Here is a 17,732-nt window from a genome sequence, read left to right as displayed (position 1 = left end):
ACGGGGTGGATCGGCGGGTGAGGTACGGAGCGTGCTGTGATGAGCGGCGTGTCGCGGGTGTTGTTGATCGAGGATGACCCGGCTGTGCGGGAGGGTCTTGAGCTGGCCCTGACCCGGCATGGGCATCGGGTGAGCGCGGTGGAGTCCGGTGAGCAGGGGCTGGAGCGGCTGCGTGCGCATCTTCCCGATGTCGTGGTGCTTGATCTGATGTTGCCGGGGATGGACGGGTTCGAGGTGTGCCGTCGTATCCGGGCCGTCGGGCAGGTGCCGATCATCATGGTGACCGCGCGGGGTGATGACATGGATGTGGTGGCCGGGTTGGAGGCGGGTGCCGACGATTATGTGGTCAAGCCGGTGCAGCCCAGGGTGTTGGAGGCGCGTATTCGGGCGGTGTTGCGGCGGATCGGCCGGGATCAGGCGGAGCTGGAGCGGTATGGGGAGCTGACCATTGATCGGGCCGGGTTGGTGGTCGCCCATCGTGGGGTGGTGGTGGGTCTGGCTCCGACCGAGCTGCGGTTGTTGCTGGAGTTGTCGGCTGCGCCGGGTCGGGTGTACAGCCGTCAGCAGTTGCTGGAGTCGGTGTGGGAGCACGGGTATTTCGGTGACTCGCGGTTGGTGGACGCGTGTGTGCAGCGGTTGCGCGCGAAGATCGAGGACGACTCGGCGGCGCCTGTCTATGTGCAGACGGTGCGTGGGTTCGGGTACCGGTTCGGGCCGGTGTGAAGCGGCCGGTGACGCCTCGGCCGAGCCTGGGGCTGCGTGCCCGGTTGTTGTTCGCGTTCGCGTTGCTGTGTGTGGTCACTGCGACGGCGGTGGCCGGTGGGATGTACGTTCAGGCCCGCAACGACATCCTGCAACGGGCTCAGGATGCCGCGGTGCAGGCGATGAGGAGCCGTCTGGAGGCGCTATTCCCGTTGCGGAGTGCGGCGCCGGACGCGGGCGAGCTCGGCGAGATCGCCCGGGCCGTGGCGGACGGGGAGAACGACACGGTCGCCGTCTACCACGAGACGCGCTCACCGGCCGGCCCCGGCCGGCCATGCCTGCCTTTCGGCAGGCCATGCCGGCAGGGTCTGGATCCCGGGATGATTCCCCAAGGGCTGCGGCGGGAGGTGGCCGACGGCAACATCGCGTGGCAACGCATGGTGTGGCAGGACGGGCCCCAGCTGATCATCGGCGCGCCATTGCTGATCGTCGAGGGGGACCGCACGACCCGGGCCTCCGGCATCGAGGTCTACACCGTGCACAGCCTGGCTCCCGAACAGCGCAGCATCGACCGGCTCTCCGCGTCCGCCTGGCTCATCGGCGTGGCCGCCCTGGCGTTCGCGGTCGTCCTGGCATCGCTGGCCACCCGCGGCGTGCTACGCCCGGTACGCGAACTCGGCCACGCGGCACGCCTGCTGGGCCAAGGCGAACTACGGACCAGAATCACGGTCCACGGCTCCGACGAGCTGGCCGAGGTGGCACACACCTTCAACAACACCGCCACCGAACTCGAACGACACGTCAAACAACTACGCGAGATGGAAGCCGACGCCCGCCGATTCGTCGCCGACGTCTCCCACGAACTACGCACCCCGCTGGCCGCACTCACCGCCGTCGCCGACATCCTGGACGAGGAGGCCGCCCGGCTGCCCGAGCCCGCCGGCAGAGCCGCCCGGCTGGTCAGCCAGGAAACCCTCAACCTCACCGCCCTGGTCAACGACCTCATCGAGATCAGCCGATTCGACTCCGGCGTCGCCACCCTCGCACTCAACGAGGTCGACGTGGCCGAACTCGTCTCCGCCACCCTGCGCGTCCGAGGCTGGACCCAGCAGGTCCACACCGACCTCCCACCCGCCGTGACCACACGACTGGACCCACGCCGCGTCGACGTCATCCTCGCCAACCTGGTCGGCAACGCCCTACGCCACGGCCAACCACCCGTGACGCTACACCTGACCGCCGACCCGCACTGGATCACCTTCCAGGTCCGCGACCACGGACCAGGACTGAACCAGGCAGTGCTCCCGCACGTGTTCGACCGCTTCTACAAGGCCAGCGCCGCCCGGGCCAGATCCGAAGGCAGCGGCCTCGGCCTGGCCATCGCCCGGGAGAACGCCCGCCTGCACCAAGGCGACCTCACCGTCACCAACGCCCCCGACGGCGGCGCTTTCTTCACCCTGCGCCTGCCACGCCGGGCGGACGCTCCCGACGGGGGCCCCGAGTGACGGCCGGACCCACCCGCCGCCTGCTCGCCGCGGCCCTGCTGACGCTCGCGGCCGGCTGCGGCGTGCAACCCAGCGACGCCATCTCCGCCGGCGACCCGCCCAGCGGACCCATCGCACCACCCCTGAAGGTCACCCTCTACCTGGTCAAGAACGGCCGGCTCAGCACGGTGACGCGACCCGGCTACCGACTGTCCCCGGCCGACACACTCGCGCTGCTGGCAGCCGGACCCACCCCTAGAGAACGAACCCGGGGGCTCACCACCGACGTCCCACCCGAAGCCGGCCCGTTCTCGATGACCGCCGAACCCGGCGGCCACCTGGTGGTGACCCTGTCCACCCCGCCCGGCCAACTGCCCGCACTGGCCATCGACCAGATCGTCTGCACGGCCGCCGCCCTGGCACCGGAAACCCCTGCTGGCCAGGTCACCGTCGTCGGCGCCGGGCAGGACAGCGGCCCCCGAAGCTGCCCGAGGCAACGCTAGCGACCTGTCCACCAGCGGTCTTGGTCAGATTGTCCCATTCAGCGCATACGCGCCACGTCGCCGAGCCTGACCCTGGCGCCCGTCCGCAGCACCGCCCGCTGGTACACCTTGGCGCCGAAGGCCAGCGCCGCGAGCACCGCCGCCACCATCGCCGCCATGGCGAGCCCCGCCTGCCACAGCGGCACCTCGGTCGCGGCCATCCGCACCGGCATGACGATCGAGGAGAACGGCGGCACGTACGACATGACCATGGCCGGCGTGCCCGTGGGATCGATGGTGGCGTAGAAGGCCACGAAGTAGCTCACCATGATCACCATGATGACCGGCGTCAGCACGCTGTTGACCTCCTCCAGGCGCGAGACCAGCGAGGCGAACGCCCCCGCCAGCGTGGCGAAGAAGGCGTACCCGAGGACGAACCACACCACCACACCGGCCACCAGCCCCGGCATGCCGGGCGGGAAGTCGCCGGCGATACCCGAGGCCATGGAGGCGGCCAGGCCGACCGTCAGGATCGTGACCAGGTTGATCAGGCCGACCGCGCCCAGCCCGACGATCTTGCCGCCGAACAGCTGCCACGGCCGCAGCGTGGAGAGCAGGATCTCCACGATCCTGCTGCCCTTCTCCTCCACCACGCCCATGGCCACCATCCCGACCTGGCCGATGAGCATCATGAAGAGCACGATCACCAGCACCACGGCGAGCCCGGTGCGCGCGGCCTGATAGCGGGTGTCGGCCCCCACGGACACCATCTTCAGCGGCGGGATCGATACGCCTGCGGCCCCGAGCTTCGCCTCCCGGTTGACGCTCTGCAGGAGCACGCCGAGCTGGTCGTCGATCTCCCCGTCCGTGAGCACCTTGGTGCCGTTGACCAGCACCGCGTCCACGTCCTTTGCGAGCACGGCCCGCTTGGCGGCGGCCTCGTCGGAGAACGCGCGCCAGGTGAACTCCGAGTCCGGGGCGGCGGCCTCCAGCGGCAGCCGCTGGGAGTTGACGGTGCCGAGGGTGTAGGAATTAGGCCCGTCGAGCAGCTTCGGCGCGAAGGAGACGGCCGCCACCAGCACGGCCGTGATGATCAGGCCGGTGACGAACGCCTTCGTACGGAGCTGCGTCACGATCTCCCTGCGGGCGACCAGCATCCACTCGTTCACGCCACGGCCTCCTTGAAGATCTCGGTGAGGGTCGGGCGCTCGTGGCCGAAGTGTTCGACATGCCCGGCCTTGATGGCGCGGCGCAGGATCTCCTGGTCGTCGCCGTTCGTCGTACGCAGAATGTGCCGGTGGCCGGACACGGTGACCGTGCCGGGCAGGCCGTCCGCCCAGCCGGGGGACGGATCGCGGACGACCACCCGCAGCGTGTCGTTCTCAGCCGAGCGCAGATCGGCCACCGTGCCCGTGGCCACCATCCGCCCGGCGGACACGATGCCGACCGAGTCGCACAGCCGCTCGACCAGCTCCAGCTGGTGGCTGGAGAAGATCACCGGCACTCCGCCCCTGCACCGCTCCTGCAGAGCGGTGGCCAGCGCGTCCACCGCGATCGGGTCGAGTCCGGAGAACGGCTCGTCCAGCACCAGAACCTCGATGTCGTGCACCAGCGCCACGGCGAGCTGCACGCGCTGCTGGTTGCCCAGCGAGAGCGCCTGCACCGGGTCGTTCCTGCGCTCGGCCACGCCCAGCTGCTCCATGAGGTCCTGGGTGGCCTTCTTGGCAGCGGCGGCGCTCATCCCGTGCAGGCGGCCGAAGTATTCGATCTGCTCGGCGACCCGCATCTTCTGGTAGAGGCCGCGCTCTTCCGGCATGTAGCCGAAGCGGCGCCGGTCGTCGTAGCCGAGCGAGCGGCCCTGCCAGCTCACCGAGCCGGAGTCGGCCTGGAGCACACCCATCACGATGCGCATGGTCGTCGTCTTGCCCGCGCCGTTCGCGCCGACGAACCCGAACATCTCCCCCGGCCGCACGGCGAAACTGATCCCGTCCAGGGCGAGCTTGCCGTCGGGAGCGTCGGGGCCGCCCGCGAAGCGCTTGTGTAACTCGCTGATCTCGAGCATCAGGTGCTCTCCTTCATCATGGGTGCCGTCAAGGACTGTGCGATGAGCCGACGTGATGCGTCATGTCAGCCGCCGCCGCTCGCCGCCGCCGCCCTGGCCTCATCGACGCTCTTGCGCAATGCGGTCGCGATCGGCTCGACCGGCGCGGACAGCTGCTGGATCCGGTCCCGGCGCAGACGCGCCTCCCGCCAGGAGGGAACCACCGTCTTGAGCCGGGCCGCCGTGGCCAGCGCCGCCAGGACGCGGACGTCCTCATCCAGGAGCCCGACCGGCTGCCCGCCGCGAATGGCCTGGCCGACGCGCTCGGCCAGCCTGCGCGACAGGTACGCCTTGCGCGGCGTGATCCGCTCGACCGGGAACAGCAGGATCCGGCGTCGCTCCACGTTGATCATCCGGGCGGCCGCCAGCTCGTCGCGTACCAAGCGGACCGCCTTGCCGTTGTGCTTCTGCACCCACCGCCGCCACGAGCGGGGCGGCGGGTTCGAGATCTGCTCCCAGACCACAGCGCGCAGGGAACCCGGCTCGGCGGCCGGGGCGGTGAGAGCCCGCGCCTTGCCCGACTCGTCCGCCAGGTTGCCCGCCAGCAGCAGCTCGGCGAGGGTGGCCGCGCGCAGCAGATAACCCAGGTCTCCCCGCTGGGTCAGCTTCTCCTTCCGCAGGTCGAAGGCCAGTAGGAAGGCCGATCGGGTCAGTGACTCACCGTGCTTCACTTGCGTCTCCATCCGCCTGCTCCCCTTCTTCTTCCTGATGTGTGTCGTCCTCCGGCGCCTTCCTCGGCCGTCCGCGTGGGCGCATCCGCCCCACGCTGTCGGGCAGGCGACCGGCCTCCGAGAGGGCCCTGCGCAACAGGAACTCGATCTGCGAGTTCGTGCTGCGCAGGTCGTCGGCGGCCCACTTCGCCAGCGCGTCGTGGACCACCGGGTCGAGCCGCAGCAGGATCTTCTTCCGCTCCACGGCGATTACTGGTAGAGCGTGCCGGTGTTGACCGCCGGCCGGGTGTCGCGGTCGCCGACCAGCACCACGAGCAGGTTGCTGACCATGGCCGCCTTGCGCTCCTCGTCGAGCTCGACCACGTCGTGCTCGGCGAGCCTGGCCAGCGCCATCTCGACCATGCCGACCGCCCCCTCGACGATCCGCTGCCGGGCCGCCACCACCGCGCCGGCCTGCTGGCGGCGGAGCATCGCGTGGGCGATCTCCGGCGCGTACGCCAGGTGGATGATGCGCGACTCGATGACCTTCACCCCGGCCGAAGCCACCCTGGCGCCGATCTCCACGAAGTCATCCACCTCGAACACCGCCTGCGCCGTGTCCCGCACCTGCCAGACCACCACGGTCGCGTCGTTGACCTTCGTCACGTCCGTCGCCTCGGCGCACCGTGATCGGGTTGACCCGCTGGAAGCCGGGGGCGCGCAGGGTGCCGACGTACCGGCCGAGCAGCTGCACCACCCTGGCCTCCCCCGGTGCCCCCGCGGTGAGGCCGAAGGACATGAAGAGCCCGAGCAGGATCATCAGGCTGCTCGCGATGACCACCCACATGCCGCCCTGCCCGGCCCCCGCGGCGAGCAGGACGATCCCCACGACGAGCAGCGCGATCCCGGCCAGGTCCAGCCCCGTCGCCACCCCCAGCATGACGAACCCGCTGGCCACCCGCACCGGGTGCTCGCTCGTGCGCGGTGCGGGCATGTCCACGACGGCGGTCTCAAGTGCGGTCTCGCCCGATGCGTTCGCCATCGTCCGCCCCTTCTATGTGACTTCACCTTGCTAGCAAAGTGATATCACTTTTTGGGCGACTGTGGAAGGCCGGGCCTGAGCTTCTCCCCTCCGCGCCTGTCAGAGCGACTTGACGAGTGCGGCGGCGAATGCCGGGGCGTCGGTGATGAAGCCGATGTGGCCGCCGGGGAGTTCGGCCACGTCGCGGCCCAGACGCATGCCCAGCGCCACGGTCGCCTCGTAACAGGGGTGTCCGCGTGATTCGCGGCCGACCGCGGGAGTGACATGACCGGCGTGCGCCGCGAGCGAGGCAAGGTCGAGAGGGGCCGGCGGGTACTGGCGTAGCTCGTGCTCGAACCAGTAGGCGGCGTTGGCGTCGTTTCTCGGGGCGTTGGCCATGTACCGGTGGTCATAGGGGGCGAATGTGCGTTCCCGGAACAGCGTCATCGCGGGCTCGGGGCCGGAGCGCCGATGGAGGTCGTAGACCTCGGAGAAGAACCGTACCCATGTGTCGCCGTCGGGGAGCAGTCGCGTCACGGGCGGTTCGTACGGGATGAGAGTGCGGATCGCAGAGGGGTGGCGGGCCAGGAGTTCCAGTCCGACCACGGCTCCGGAACTGGCGCCGAAGACGATCGCCGGCCCGGCGCCGAGGTGCTCGATCAGACGGCGAGCGTCGTCGGCGTCGGTTTCCAGGCGGCGGTCGTAGTCCTGCGAGCCTTCGAGGAGGCTGCGGGAGAAGCCGCGGCGGTCGTAGATGGCGACGGTGCAGTGGGCGGTCAGGTGCTGGGTGACGGCTCGATATACGTCCGCCACGCCGGGGGCGCCTGTGATCAGGAGGAGGAGAGGGCCCCTCCCGTGGGTCTCGTAGTAGAGACGGGCTCCTGGGACTTCGAGCGTGCTCACGTGTCCAGCACTCCTCATCTGTTCGCGGTGTTGCGGAATTTTGCGATACAGAGTGTATGTATATAGTACGACATGTTCCGGACCGAGACAGAGAGGCAGTCGCATCCCCGACGGCGTCCTGGCCCGGCTCGCCGCGCTCACCGGAATCCGACCCTCACCGAATCCCGAAAGGACTGCCGATGCCGACCGCCGAAGCCCGCGTCGCAACCGAACGCGCCGGCCGATACCTCGTCCAGCTATGCCGCCACGCCACCCAGATGGGCCACGGCTTCCCCGCTCACCCCGGCCGCGACCGGCACACGGGCAGCGAGAGGCCGAAGAATGTCCAGGCCGAGTGGTCGGAAACCAGCGGGACCATCACCGTCGACCGGGGATCCTGCGTCCTGGAGGCCACTCCCGAGGCCCTGACATTACGGATCGAGGCCGAGGACGAGGACGGGCTGCAGCGCCTCCAGACCCTCCTCACCAGGAACATCACGCGGATGGGCAGGAGGGACGGCCTGACCGTGGACTGGAACCGTACGGACGCGAACGCCGGAACGGCGCCTGCCGTGGCGGAGGCCACGCCGCGTCGAGGCCGGCACGCGGTGCTCGGCCTTACGGTGGCCGCCGTCCTGGCGGTCGGCGTGCACGCGGGCCTGGCCGCGGGCATTCTGGCGATTCCGCGTTGGGCCGGACTGGGCGCGGACGTCGTCCTGGTGGCCCTCCTGGTGAAGGCGGCCCTGGTGGCGACCCATCTCTGGCGCCGCCGCCGCCCATCCGTCAAAGCCCGCTGAGACCGAGCGGGCGTCCGGCTCAGCGGGCTCGCAACCCGGACAAAGTGAGTGTGACGAGCCGCTGGACAGCGGCTTTGGACGGAAGGGCGCCGGCCGCCTGAAGCGCGTGGAGGCAGAACGCGGCCAGCTCGTCCGCCGCCACGTCGTCACGTATGACGCCGGCCCGCGCGGCATCGGCCAGCGCATCGCGGAACATGGCGTGCAGCTGCTGCCGGGCGTGGCCGGCGTCGTGCGATCGGTGCAGGAGAGTGACGAGGTCGGGGCTGAAACCGTGCCCTGCCATCTGCTGATGGATGAGCGCGTACGTCTCCAGCATGGCCTCGAGCCGCTGCCCGGCATCGCTCGCACGCTCCCCCGCCCGTACGAGGTGCTCCAGATGCCCGGCGACCTGGCGGTTGTGCCAGGCCACCAGAATCGTCTCGACGTCGGGGAAGTACTTGTAGAGCGTGGCCCGCCCGATGCCGGTCTTCTCGGCGATCTGCGACATCGTCACCGCCAGCAGCCCTCGCTCGCCCACCAGCTCCACTGTGGCGTCCAGGATCGCGTCATGCACGGTACGGCGGTGCGCCTCGATCGTCTCGTTCCACAGTTTGGGCACCCAGCCAGTGTACGAGGCGACGCAGGGGCCATCTGAGGTGTCGCCGCGGGCGGCCCGTCCGGAAGGCCGAGCCTGGTCAGCACGCGCGACCCCCGAACTGTCACCGCAGGAGTCGCGCTTCGAAAGGCGCGAGAGTGACCGCACCGGGCAGCCGGTCTCCCTCGCCGACGGTCGCATGCGATGACCAGAGCGTGCTCCTGGAACCGGGAAACGCGACCGTCTGGTCGCGGTCGGAAAGGTTCACCGCCACGACGAGTGAGTTCTCGCCGTCGCCACGGAGGTAGGCGAGATGGTCCGGGTCGGCGGAGAGCACGGTGATGCCGCCCTGACGCAGCGCGGCCAGCTCTCGCCGGAGCTTCAGGAGTTCCCGGACGCGGGAGAGGAGCGAGCGGGAGTCGAGCTCCTGGCTCTCGACGCTGAACTGCCCCGCCCACGCGGGTATGGGCAGCCACGGCTCGACGTCGTCGGGCGTGAATCCGGCGTGCGACGGCGTCGCCTCCCAGGGCATGGGCATCCGCTGGGGGTCCCGGCCGAGTCCGAGGCCGGGCGCGCGGAGTTCGGCGCAGTCGCGGGCGCGCCCGGCGTCGACCGGGGCGTCGGGCAGGCCGAGTTCGTCGCCGTAGTAGAGCGTCGGCGTCCCCTTGAGCGTGAGCAGCAGGGCCAGCGCGCCGGGGACGCGTTCCGTCCCGATGCGGCTGGCGAGCCGGGACCTGTCGTGGTTGCTCAGCACCCAGTTGGGGTGCGAGCCGGGCGGGAGCGCGGCGTAGTAGCGCTGGATGAGTTTCGCCAGGTCGAGGCCGTTCCAGGGGGCGTCGATGAGGGAGAAGTTCATCGCGATGTCCAGCCCCCGCGTGCCGAGGGCGGCGACGCGTTCGAGCTTGAGGTGGAGCTCACCCATCAGCATCCGGTCGTCGTACTCGTCGATGACCGTGTGCATCTGCGCGAGCAGGCCCGGGAGCTCGGGTTGGTCGGCGGTGTACTTCTGGATCTGCCGGACCGTCGTGTGGGCGCCCGCGCCGCCGATCTCGAACGACTCGCCGCCGTCGTCCATCATCGGGTTGTCGCGCAGTCGCGCGTCCTTGATGAGCCGCCACACCGCGTCCACGCGGAACCCGTCGACCCCGCGGTCCAGCCAGAACCGCATGACCTCGAACATCGCCTCCCGGACGGCCGGGTTGCGCCAGTTCAGGCTCGGCTGCTCGGGCAGGTGCGCGTGGTAGTAGTACTGCCCGGTCGGCTCATGGAAGGTCCAGGCGGGGCCGCCGAAGGCGGAGGCCCAGTTGTTGGGCGGGCTGCCGTCCGGCTTCGGATCGTGCCAGAGGTACCAGTCCCGGTGCGTGCCGTCTCGGCTCGACAGCGCGTCGCGGAACCAGGGATGTTCGCTGGAGGTGTGCTGGGGCACGTAGTCGAGGACGACACGCAGCCCTCGATCGTGCGCCCCTCGAACGACGCGATCGAAGGTGGCCAGATCGCCGAACACCGTCCCGACCTCCGTGTGACCGGACACGTCGTAACCGAAGTCCAGCAGCGGCGACGCATAGATCGGGCTCAGCCACACCGCGGTCACGCCGAGTGCCGCGATGTGGTCGAGGCGCCGCTCCACTCCCCGCAGATCGCCGAATCCGTCCGCGTCGCCGTCCTGGAACGACGGCACGTACACCTGGTAGAAGGCGCCCTCGCGCCACCACCGTCCGTTCTGGGCGTTCATCCTTTGACTGCTCCCGCAGTGAGGCCGGACACGATCTTTCTCTGGAAGACCAGCACCAGGAGAACGAGCGGGATCGAGATGATCACGGACGCGGCGCTGATCGTGCCGAGCGGTTGCTCGTACTCGCTCGCGCCCGTGAAGAATGCGATGGCGACGGGAACGGTGCGGGCCTCGGGGCTGTACGTCAGCGTGGCCGCGAGCAGGAACTCGTTCCAGGCGAAGATGAACGCGAGGATCCCCACGGTGGCTATACCGGGCGCGGCAAGCGGCAGGATGACCTTGTAGTAGGCCTGGAACGGGGACGTGCCGTCGATGTACGCCGCCTCCTCGAGCTCCACGGGGATCTCTTTGAAGAAGGACACGAGGGTGTAGATCGACAACGGCAGGGTGAACGTCAGATAGGGGATGATCAGCCCGACCAGCGTGTTGTAGAGCCCGAGATCGTTCCACAGGGAGAACATCGGCGCGGCGATCGCGATGCCCGGGAAGGTCGTCACGGACAGCACGATGCTCAGGATGAGGAACTTGCCGCGCATCCTGAGCCGCGCGAGAGGGTACGCGGCGAACGACGCGACGGCGAGCGCGAGCAGGGTGGTCGTCGTCGCCACGATGACGGAGTTGACCAGCGCGCCCACGAACTGGCTGTCGCCGAGCACCGCCAGGTAATTCTCGAAAGTGGGGCGCGGAGGGGTGAGACTCGCCGTCGAGAGGTCGGGCCCGGTCTTCAACGACGTGTTGACCAGCCAGTAGACCGGCACGATCGAGAAGACCATGACGACGGCGATGGCACACCAGACCAGCGGGTTGTGCTCCGGGCCGCGCCGCCGGGCCCTTCTCCGTGGCGACGGCTGCCGGCCGGTGGCGGTGCTGCTCATCGCGAACCTCCCTTGACGACCGATCGGATGTTGCCGCCGGCGAAGCGGATGTAGAGGAAGGACACGAACATGACGATGACGAACGTGAGGATCGACACCGCGGACCCTTCGCCGATCAGCTGGTTGCCGCGCAAGGTCTGGTAGGCCAGGACGGACATCGTCTCCGTGCCGTAGGCGCCACGCGTCAGCACGAACGGCAGGTCGAAAACGCGCAGAGCGTCGAGCGTACGGAAGATCATCGCCAGCGCGATCGCGGGCCACAGCAGGGGCAGCGTGATGCTCCAGAAGTGCCGCAAAGCGCCGGCGCCGTCGATCTGCGAGGCCTCCCGCAGGTCGGCGGGGATGACCTGGAGCCCGGCGAGCACCAGGAGCGCGACGAAGGGCGCCGTCTTCCAGACGTCCGCCAGGATCACCACCGTCATCGCGTATCCGCTCTGCCCCAGCCAGACCACGCCGGCGTCGGTGAGGCCGAGGGAGCTGAGCATCGTGGAGACGAGACCCAGATCCGGGTCGAAGATGGTCCGCCACGTGACGGCGGACACGACCGTCAGGATCGCGTACGGGAGCAGCACGATGCTGCGCAGCAGCGTCCTGAACCGGAAGGCGATGTTCAGCAGGAGCGCCAGGCCGATCCCGATGACCAGCTCGAGCGGGACCGAGATCGCGGTGAACAGGAAGGTGTTGCGCACGGCTTCCCACCACGCGCGCGAGGTGAGCTGCTCGGCGTAATTGCCCAGGCCGACGAATCGCGAGAGCCCAGGGGTGATGACGCTGTACTGGTGCAGCGAGAGCCAGATCGCGTAGAGCACGGGATAACCGGCGACGCCGGCCATGAGGATGAGGGCGGGCGCCACCATACGCGCCGCGAGGCGCCTCTCGGTGGAGTCCGAGAGGTGCCTCGAGGATCGGAAGAACCGCATCGCCATCAGAACGTCTTCAGGGCGGTGCCGACCTTGTCCGCCATCTGCGAGGCCCCTGCCTGCGGAGTCAGCTCTCCGGAGAGCACCTTCCCCACGGTCTGGTAGATCGCCTGCGAGATCTGCGGATAGACGGGCGACACCGGCCGCGCCTTCGCGCTCGTCAGCGCCTTCAGCAGCTCCTGCGAGAACGGCAGCGCCTTCTTGACCGGCTCGGACGCGTAGGCCGCCGCGACGGCGGGGGCGAGCGCGTTCTTGACCGCGATCTGCTCCTGCCAGCTGTCGCTGGTCATGAAGTCGATCATCGCGAGGGCGCCCGCCTGGTTCTTGGAGAACGTGCTGACCGCGACGTTGCTGCCGCCGAGCACGCCGACGCCGTTGCCCGGCGTCTTCCACCCGGGAAGCGGCGTCACGGCGAACTTGCCGGCGATGGCCGACTTCTGGCCGGCCGCGTAGGCGTAGGGGTAATTGCGCATGGTCGCGCCGGCGCCGGACTCGAACGCGAGGCGGGTGGCGTCCTCGTCGTACGTCAGCACCGCCTTCGGCGCGGCGCCCTTGTTGATGCCGTTCTGCATGAACGTGAGGACTTCGGCCGTCTGCGGCGAATTGACGGCCACCTCGCCCTTGTCGTTCAGCACCTCGCCGCCCGCGCTGTACAACAACTCGAGAAAGCTCACGGTGAGCGACTCACTTTGTGAGGCCTGGTAGAGGAATCCCTTCTTGGAGTCCGCCTCGCCATATGAGTAGAGCTGCTGCCAGGTCTGCGGAGCCTGCGTCTTGTCGGTGCGGTAGTAGAGCAGACCGGTGTTCGAATAGAACGGGACACCCCAGTATTTGTCCTTGTAGAGCAGGGTGCCGGCCGTGGACGGAATGAGTTTGTCCAGCTTGGACGAGATGACTTTGCTCATGTCCGCGAGCCAGCCCTGGGCGGCCAGCTGCGCCGTCCACACCACATCCAGGCGGACGACGTCACACTGCGTCGACTTCGTCTGCATTCGCTGCGTAATCTGCTGCAGCTGGTCGTCGGCCGACGCTCCCAGCTCCACATAATTGGCCACCGTCCCCGGGTTGGCCTTGTTGAAGGCCTCCATCGTGGCCTTCCAGACGCCCGACGAGTCCGTGGGCCCGCAGACCGTGACATTTCCCTTCGCGGACTTGGCCAGCGCCGGATCCATAGCCGTACTGGTGGAGGCCGACTGCTGGGAGTCGGAACACGCGGTGAGCGCTACGGCCAGTGCTGAGCCCGCTCCGATTACCGTGACGGCACGGAGCAGACGTCGTTCACGTGTCAACATCATTGCCGCTTTCTCTGATTACTTCTGGGCTATGTCGTCGTAGCGCCACGAATCGAGCAGGCCCGGGGAGTTTGCTGTTGAAGGGGATTCTCGCTAGAATCCGAATAATCCTATTTGTAGGATGAATGGAGTAGATCACATGATCGAACCTCGTGTCAAGGTGACCAGGAGGAACCTGTCGGCCTCGATCGCCGACGACCTGCTGTTCAAGATCAAGAGTGGCCAGTATCCACCGGGCTCGAAGGTGCCGGGCGAGAAGGAGCTGATGGAGGCTTACGGGGTTGGCCGCAACACCGTCCGGGAGGCGGTCCAATCGCTGGTGACCATGGGTTACCTCGACGTGCGCCCACGCGTCGGAGCGCGGGTGACCTCCGTCCCGATCGAAGAGGCGGTCGAGGCGGCGGCGATCTCCGCATTACTGGAGGGGCAGGCCGTTGGGGACATCTATGAGCTGAGGCGCGTGCTGGAGACCGCGATAGCCGAGCGGGCGGCGACCGAGGCGAGTCCCGCCGACCTCGAAGCGATCGGCGTCGCCCTCGACGACTACGAACGCGCACACCGGGACGGGCAGGGCGCCTACCGCGCCGACGTCGCCTTCCACGCGGCGCTGGCGGTCGCGAGCCACAACGTGGCGTTCCGCAACGTGCTCGAGGGTGTGGGGGATCTTCTTCTGAACGCGCGCCAGCTGACCGATCGTCTGCCTGGCGCGATCTCACTTGCGCTGAAGGAGCACACGGAGATCTTGCGAGCGGTCGAGCAGCGTGACCCCGACAAGGCGCGTCACGCGATGAAGGTGCACATGGACACTTCCGTAGAGGCGTGGAAACGCGCCCAGCGACTCTTCGTCGAGAGCTGATCGGCGAGTGAGCGATCACAAGAAGCCGGACGGGGACCGACTCCCGCCCGGCCGGAAGAACCTTCGGGTAGCCGTCGCCAACCCCCTTCACGAGGAGTCCTACCAGCTCATCCTGGAACGCGAACCGCGCGTGACCCTGCTGTTCGATCCCTCGTTGCTGCCGCCCGCCCGGCACCAGGCGGACTTCTCCGGCGATCCCGGGTTTCGGCGGACTCCGGAGCAGCAGCGAAGATTCGAGGCCCTCCTCGATTCCGCCGACGCGCTGCTGGGGATCCCCGACGTCGATCCTGCGGCGCTGGCCCGTACGGTGCAGTCGAATCCGCGCCTGAAGTGGGTGCACACGACCTCCGCCGGCGGCGGCCAGCAGGTCGGGAAGGCCGGGCTGAGCCCGTCGCACTTCCAGAGGGTCACGTTCACCACTTCGGCGGGCGTGCATGGATCGCCGCTGTCCGAGTTCGTGGTGCTGGGCGTCCTCTGCGGTGCCAAGGATCTTCCCCGCCTGCTGCGGCAGAAAGGCCGGCGCCAGTGGGGCGAACGGTGGATGTCGCGGCAGATCTCCCGGCAGAAGGTGCTGATCCTCGGCTTCGGGGGGATCGGCAGGGCCGTCGCCCGCTCTCTCTCCGCGCTCGGCATGAGCGTCACGGCGACCTCACGCCACGCCGACGCCAAACACCTGGACGTCGACAGGTTCGTGAGCATCGACGAACTGGACGACGTCGTCGGCGAGATGGACGTGATCGTGTCCGCGCTGCCGGGCACCGACCTGACGCGACGGATCGTCGGCGAACGGCTGCTCGCGCGGGTCAAACGCGGGGTCACGTTCGTGAACGTGGGCCGCGGCAGCGTGGTCGACGAGCCGGCTCTGATCGCGGCGCTGGAGGACGGGCGGATCGGTTTCGCGGCCCTCGACGTGTTCGAGGTCGAGCCATTGCCCGCCGCGAGCCCGCTCTGGGGAATGCCCAACGTCTTGATCAGTCCGCACACCGCGGCTCTCGCGGTCGACGAGGAGACGGCCGTCGTGGAGCTGTTCGCCGACAACGCCACCCGGCTGCTGGACGGGCACGAGCTCGTGAACGTCGTCGACACGGTCGAGTTCTACTGATGCCGCGGGTCGATATCGGCCGATCAGACCGAGGAAGGGGATTTCCGCTGCGACCACTTGTTGTAGTGATGGGCGTGTCCGGGGCCGGAAAGACCACCGTCGGCCGCTTACTCGCCGAGCGGCTGCGAGTGCCTTTCCTCGACGGCGACGACCTCCATCCGCGGGCCAATGTGGCCAAGATGGCTTCGGGCGTCCCGCTCACGGACGACGACCGTTTCCCGTGGCTCGTCACGGTCGGAGGCGCCCTCGCCGGCTTACGCGCGGAAGGGGCGGTCGTCGCGTGCTCGGCGCTCAAACGAAAATACCGGGAGACCATTCTCGCCGAGGCCCCGAGTGCGGTGTTCGTCGAGCTCCATGCCCCGCCGGACCTCATCGCCCGTCGCGTCGAGGCACGCACCGGGCATTTCATGCCGGGGGCGCTGTTCGACTCGCAAATGAAAACCCTCGAGCCGTTGGAGGCGGACGAACCGGGATTCCGCGTGGACTGCACTCACGAGCCGGACCGCGTGGTCGCGAACCTCATGGAGGAGATCCTGCCGCGCGACTCCCGCGTCCCGCCCTGCTGAGCGCCAGGTAGCGGATGAGCGTCCGGCGTGGACGGTGCTCGTCGAAGTACTTGTATTCGGTACCCAGGTACGGGTTTACCGTCGAGGCATGACACGAGAGGCCATGACCCTGGACCAGCAGTGGGTGCCGTCGGCGTGCACGCTGCCCACCGCCGAGCAGCCGCTTCGCGTGGCCGAGTTCGACATACGGGTGCCCGGGCAGCACGTAAAGGTCCTGGACGCCCTGCAGGCGCGGGCCGAAGCGGCGGCCGGCCTGACATGACATCCGGCTCGAACCCCGCTCCAAGATCACCGCGACGCAGCCGACCGAATCCATCCACCCGCGCACCGGGCGAGTAGCCGAGCTCGCCGGGGTCAACATCCAGACGCCGCGCTACTACGAGCGCCGGGGCTTGATCGCCAACGAGCCTCACCCGACCCGGTGGTCCTCACGTGAGTACGGGCGCCGTGGAGGAGCGCCGGTCAGCCAGGCGGCGGCCGAATCGCTGCAGGGGGCGCTCGATGAATCGGTGGCTCAGCCAGCTGGCCGGGAGGAGCACACCGACGAAGAGCACGCTGATGCCGATCTGCAGGGGCAGGGGTGACCAGCGCATCTCCCCCGCCAGTTGCATGACGACGAGCAGGATCGGCAGGTGCACCAGATAGAGGGAGTAGCTGACCGTCCCGAGCCAGGTGAGGAAGACGGGCACGCGGCGCGTGCGCCAGACCATGGCGGCGGCGAAGGTGGCGCCCGCCAGGACGATGGTCAGGCTCCACACATCAGGCTGAACCCACCACCATCCCGCGTTGATCGCCCACAGAGGCGTCGCCGTCACCAGGACGGCGGCGACGGCCACCGGCCACAGCCGGCCGTCGCCGCGCTCCCACCGGTGAATCGCCGTACCGGCGAACATGACCGCGAGGATCGCGGCGGCGAACCACGGGACGCGGCTGCTCACCAGGACCAGAGCCAGCGCCATGACGCCCAGCGCACAGGAGCCAACGGTGATCGCGCGTCCGGAGATCACACCCGCCAGACCGATCACGAACACCGCGAACGACAGCCAGGCCAGCCACCCGCCCGACAGCGACGCGCCGGACAGAGTCAGCCCGGTGACGGCGCAGATCAGCCCGAACAGGACCGGGAGCAGAGCGTTGCGGTCACGCACGCCCGTCACGAACAGCGCGGCGACCAGCAGGTAGAAGACCATCTCGTACGACAACGTCCACATGGTGTTCAGCACGCCGGCCACGCCGATCGCGTCCATCAGCATCGTCGCGTGCGCGGCCACCGACGCGGCCTCCCTGGGCACCTCGTCGCGTACGGGAATCCACCACGACAGGGCCAGCACCACGGCGATGACCGCGAGGTAGAGCGGATAGAGGCGGAAGAGGCGACCGATCCAGAAGGCGCGCACGCCGCCCTGCCGCTCCAGCGAGGCCGGGATGATGTACCCGCTGACCAGGAAAAAGACCAAGACGCCGTACACGCCCAGATTGAACGAGGTGGGGCGCAGCCAGGGCATGGCCCAGGTCGTCAGGTGCTCTCCCACGACCGCGAGCGCCCCGACGCCACGCAACGCGTCCAGCCACGCCAATCGGGTAGGCGCAGTATGCGCGGCTTGAGGAGTTTTCGGAGGGGCCGTCACCATATGCCAAACGTATCGGAGCGATGATCCAACGCCACATCGCTCCGTCAAGGCCGGCGTCAGGAAGC

At 68.7% G+C, this 17,732-nt stretch carries 19 protein-coding genes and 1 pseudogene; 8 read left to right on the top strand and 12 right to left on the bottom strand.

Features of this window, described 5'->3' with window-relative positions:
• Positions 1-48 precede the first annotated feature (48 nt).
• The 3 genes from AB0J87_RS58485 to AB0J87_RS58475 are packed head-to-tail and all read left to right on the top strand — an operon-like array spanning position 49 to position 2,689.
• Positions 49-723 (top strand): response regulator transcription factor, encoded by a 675-nt coding sequence (locus AB0J87_RS58485; RefSeq protein ID WP_363983818.1) that lies wholly within the window; start codon positions 49-51, stop codon positions 721-723.
• A gap of 8 nt (positions 724-731) precedes the next feature.
• Positions 732-2,207 (top strand): HAMP domain-containing sensor histidine kinase, encoded by a 1,476-nt coding sequence (locus tag AB0J87_RS58480; RefSeq protein ID WP_363983804.1) that lies wholly within the window; start codon positions 732-734, stop codon positions 2,205-2,207.
• A complete protein-coding gene (locus AB0J87_RS58475; RefSeq protein ID WP_363983802.1) occupies positions 2,204-2,689 on the top strand; it encodes a hypothetical protein in 486 nt (161 codons plus the stop codon). The genes AB0J87_RS58480 and AB0J87_RS58475 overlap by 4 nt, the downstream gene beginning before the upstream one ends.
• A gap of 38 nt (positions 2,690-2,727) precedes the next feature.
• On the opposite strand, the gene AB0J87_RS58470 is transcribed toward AB0J87_RS58475, so the two are convergent.
• The 6 genes and pseudogenes from AB0J87_RS58470 to AB0J87_RS58445 form a co-directional block, all read right to left on the bottom strand.
• Positions 2,728-3,837, bottom strand: coding sequence for an ABC transporter permease (locus tag AB0J87_RS58470; RefSeq protein WP_363983800.1), 1,110 nt, complete (start codon positions 3,835-3,837; stop codon positions 2,728-2,730).
• The gene (locus tag AB0J87_RS58465; protein WP_363983798.1) at positions 3,834-4,730 is read right to left on the bottom strand and encodes an ATP-binding cassette domain-containing protein; all 897 of its coding nucleotides are present in this window, start codon (positions 4,728-4,730) and stop codon (positions 3,834-3,836) included. Before AB0J87_RS58465 ends, AB0J87_RS58470 begins: the two co-directional genes overlap by 4 nt.
• A gap of 65 nt (positions 4,731-4,795) precedes the next feature.
• Positions 4,796-5,452 (bottom strand): GPP34 family phosphoprotein, encoded by a 657-nt coding sequence (locus AB0J87_RS58460; RefSeq protein WP_363983796.1) that lies wholly within the window; start codon positions 5,450-5,452, stop codon positions 4,796-4,798.
• Positions 5,427-5,690, bottom strand: a complete 264-nt coding sequence (locus tag AB0J87_RS58455; RefSeq protein WP_363983816.1) for a hypothetical protein — start codon at positions 5,688-5,690, stop codon at positions 5,427-5,429. Before AB0J87_RS58455 ends, AB0J87_RS58460 begins: the two co-directional genes overlap by 26 nt.
• Positions 5,690-6,359, bottom strand: a pseudogene (locus AB0J87_RS58450) (SPFH domain-containing protein). The gene AB0J87_RS58455 and the pseudogene AB0J87_RS58450 overlap by 1 nt, the downstream one beginning before the upstream one ends.
• Before the next feature lie 201 nt (positions 6,360-6,560).
• Positions 6,561-7,343, bottom strand: coding sequence for an alpha/beta hydrolase (locus AB0J87_RS58445; protein ID WP_363983794.1), 783 nt, complete (start codon positions 7,341-7,343; stop codon positions 6,561-6,563).
• A gap of 179 nt (positions 7,344-7,522) precedes the next feature.
• Between AB0J87_RS58445 and AB0J87_RS58440 the strand changes: the two genes are divergently transcribed.
• Positions 7,523-8,119 (top strand): DUF2218 domain-containing protein, encoded by a 597-nt coding sequence (locus tag AB0J87_RS58440; RefSeq protein WP_363983792.1) that lies wholly within the window; start codon positions 7,523-7,525, stop codon positions 8,117-8,119.
• 19 nt (positions 8,120-8,138) lie between these two features.
• On the opposite strand, the gene AB0J87_RS58435 is transcribed toward AB0J87_RS58440, so the two are convergent.
• The 5 genes from AB0J87_RS58435 to AB0J87_RS58415 all read right to left on the bottom strand — a co-directional run bounded on the left by AB0J87_RS58435 (position 8,139) and on the right by AB0J87_RS58415 (position 13,392).
• Positions 8,139-8,717 carry a TetR/AcrR family transcriptional regulator gene (locus tag AB0J87_RS58435; RefSeq protein ID WP_363983790.1) on the bottom strand — a complete coding sequence of 193 codons (579 nt, stop codon included), beginning with the start codon at positions 8,715-8,717 and terminating at the stop codon, positions 8,139-8,141.
• Between the two features lie 100 nt (positions 8,718-8,817).
• Positions 8,818-10,425, bottom strand: a complete 1,608-nt coding sequence (locus tag AB0J87_RS58430; protein ID WP_363983788.1) for an alpha-amylase family glycosyl hydrolase — start codon at positions 10,423-10,425, stop codon at positions 8,818-8,820.
• Positions 10,422-11,300: a carbohydrate ABC transporter permease gene (locus AB0J87_RS58425; RefSeq protein WP_363983786.1), complete on the bottom strand. Its 879-nt coding sequence runs from the start codon at positions 11,298-11,300 to the stop codon at positions 10,422-10,424. The genes AB0J87_RS58430 and AB0J87_RS58425 overlap by 4 nt, the downstream gene beginning before the upstream one ends.
• Positions 11,297-12,157, bottom strand: coding sequence for a sugar ABC transporter permease (locus tag AB0J87_RS58420; RefSeq protein ID WP_363983784.1), 861 nt, complete (start codon positions 12,155-12,157; stop codon positions 11,297-11,299). Before AB0J87_RS58420 ends, AB0J87_RS58425 begins: the two co-directional genes overlap by 4 nt.
• Before the next feature lie 68 nt (positions 12,158-12,225).
• Positions 12,226-13,392, bottom strand: coding sequence for an ABC transporter substrate-binding protein (locus AB0J87_RS58415; RefSeq protein ID WP_363983782.1), 1,167 nt, complete (start codon positions 13,390-13,392; stop codon positions 12,226-12,228).
• A 280-nt stretch (positions 13,393-13,672) separates the two neighbouring features.
• Here AB0J87_RS58415 and AB0J87_RS58410 point away from each other — a divergent pair, with 280 nt between their 5' ends.
• The 4 genes from AB0J87_RS58410 (at position 13,673) to AB0J87_RS58395 (ending at position 16,298) form a co-directional block, all read left to right on the top strand.
• Complete coding sequence (locus tag AB0J87_RS58410) at positions 13,673-14,368, top strand: FadR/GntR family transcriptional regulator (protein ID WP_363983780.1); 696 nt, start codon at positions 13,673-13,675, stop codon at positions 14,366-14,368.
• A 7-nt stretch (positions 14,369-14,375) separates the two neighbouring features.
• Complete coding sequence (locus tag AB0J87_RS58405; RefSeq protein ID WP_363983778.1) at positions 14,376-15,470, top strand: D-2-hydroxyacid dehydrogenase; 1,095 nt, start codon at positions 14,376-14,378, stop codon at positions 15,468-15,470.
• On the top strand, positions 15,470-16,036 hold the full coding sequence (locus tag AB0J87_RS58400; protein ID WP_363983776.1) for a gluconokinase: 567 nt from the start codon (positions 15,470-15,472) through the stop codon (positions 16,034-16,036). The genes AB0J87_RS58405 and AB0J87_RS58400 overlap by 1 nt, the downstream gene beginning before the upstream one ends.
• 88 nt (positions 16,037-16,124) lie before the next feature.
• Positions 16,125-16,298, top strand: a complete 174-nt coding sequence (locus AB0J87_RS58395) for a hypothetical protein (protein WP_363983774.1) — start codon at positions 16,125-16,127, stop codon at positions 16,296-16,298.
• Positions 16,299-16,464: 166 nt separating this feature from the next.
• On the opposite strand, the gene AB0J87_RS58390 is transcribed toward AB0J87_RS58395, so the two are convergent.
• Positions 16,465-17,613, bottom strand: a complete 1,149-nt coding sequence (locus AB0J87_RS58390; RefSeq protein ID WP_363983772.1) for an acyltransferase — start codon at positions 17,611-17,613, stop codon at positions 16,465-16,467.
• Between the last annotated feature and the right edge of the window lie 119 nt (positions 17,614-17,732).

Source organism: Nonomuraea sp. NPDC049625, assembly GCF_040675285.1.
Lineage (GTDB): Bacteria > Actinomycetota > Actinomycetes > Streptosporangiales > Streptosporangiaceae > Nonomuraea > Nonomuraea angiospora_A.
The sequence above is the reverse complement of the archived record's forward strand: the minus strand, read 5'-3'. Positions and strand labels throughout refer to the sequence as shown.

Excerpts from the sequence above, each read along its gene's own strand:
- AB0J87_RS58415 (WP_363983782.1), bottom strand. The coding sequence starts at position 13,392 with ATGGATCCGGCGCTGGCCAAGTCCGCGAAGGGAAATGTCACGGTCTGC.
- AB0J87_RS58465 (WP_363983798.1), bottom strand. The coding sequence starts at position 4,730 with ATGCTCGAGATCAGCGAGTTACACAAGCGCTTCGCGGGCGGCCCCGAC.
- AB0J87_RS58430 (WP_363983788.1), bottom strand. The coding sequence starts at position 10,425 with ATGAACGCCCAGAACGGACGGTGGTGGCGCGAGGGCGCCTTCTACCAG.
- AB0J87_RS58420 (WP_363983784.1), bottom strand. The coding sequence starts at position 12,157 with ATGGTGGCGCCCGCCCTCATCCTCATGGCCGGCGTCGCCGGTTATCCC.
- AB0J87_RS58440 (WP_363983792.1), top strand. The coding sequence starts at position 7,523 with ATGCCGACCGCCGAAGCCCGCGTCGCAACCGAACGCGCCGGCCGATAC.
- AB0J87_RS58425 (WP_363983786.1), bottom strand. The coding sequence starts at position 11,300 with ATGAGCAGCACCGCCACCGGCCGGCAGCCGTCGCCACGGAGAAGGGCC.
- AB0J87_RS58460 (WP_363983796.1), bottom strand. The coding sequence starts at position 5,452 with ATGGAGACGCAAGTGAAGCACGGTGAGTCACTGACCCGATCGGCCTTC.
- AB0J87_RS58395 (WP_363983774.1), top strand. The coding sequence starts at position 16,125 with ATGACACGAGAGGCCATGACCCTGGACCAGCAGTGGGTGCCGTCGGCG.
- AB0J87_RS58400 (WP_363983776.1), top strand. The coding sequence starts at position 15,470 with ATGCCGCGGGTCGATATCGGCCGATCAGACCGAGGAAGGGGATTTCCG.